The sequence below is a fragment of the Monashia sp. HAY1-5C genome (assembly GCF_056755255.1).
This window is the reverse complement of record NZ_JBPGXG010000415.1, coordinates 1-265: the sequence shown is the minus strand read 5'-3', so window position 1 is coordinate 265 and position 265 is coordinate 1. Positions and strand designations below refer to the sequence as shown.

General features: G+C 66.8%; 1 protein-coding gene. It reads right to left on the bottom strand.

Annotation, left to right across the window (positions count from 1 at the left end):
• The coding region (locus ACR9ZK_RS22260; RefSeq protein ID WP_481344115.1) for a TonB-dependent receptor plug domain-containing protein at nucleotides 1–265 on the bottom strand (265 nt) is incomplete at both ends.

Here is a 265-nt window from a genome sequence, read left to right as displayed (position 1 = left end):
GATTGAGACCGCGAATGCCGAAGTTCAGCGCCATGTCGTGGCTGCCGGTGCCGTTGTTTTCCGGGGCGTTGACCCCGGGGATGCGATTGAGCACGTCGCGCGCCTGAGTCGCGCCCTGACGTTCGAAGTCTTCGCGGCGGATCACATCGCGGGCGCCCGGATGCTCGAACGCGTTGACCTGCGCCGCGTCACCGAGCCAGGCACCGACGACTTTCGAGGTGTCCAACTCCAGCGCCGTGTCGCCGACCGGTTGCAGGCTGAACGC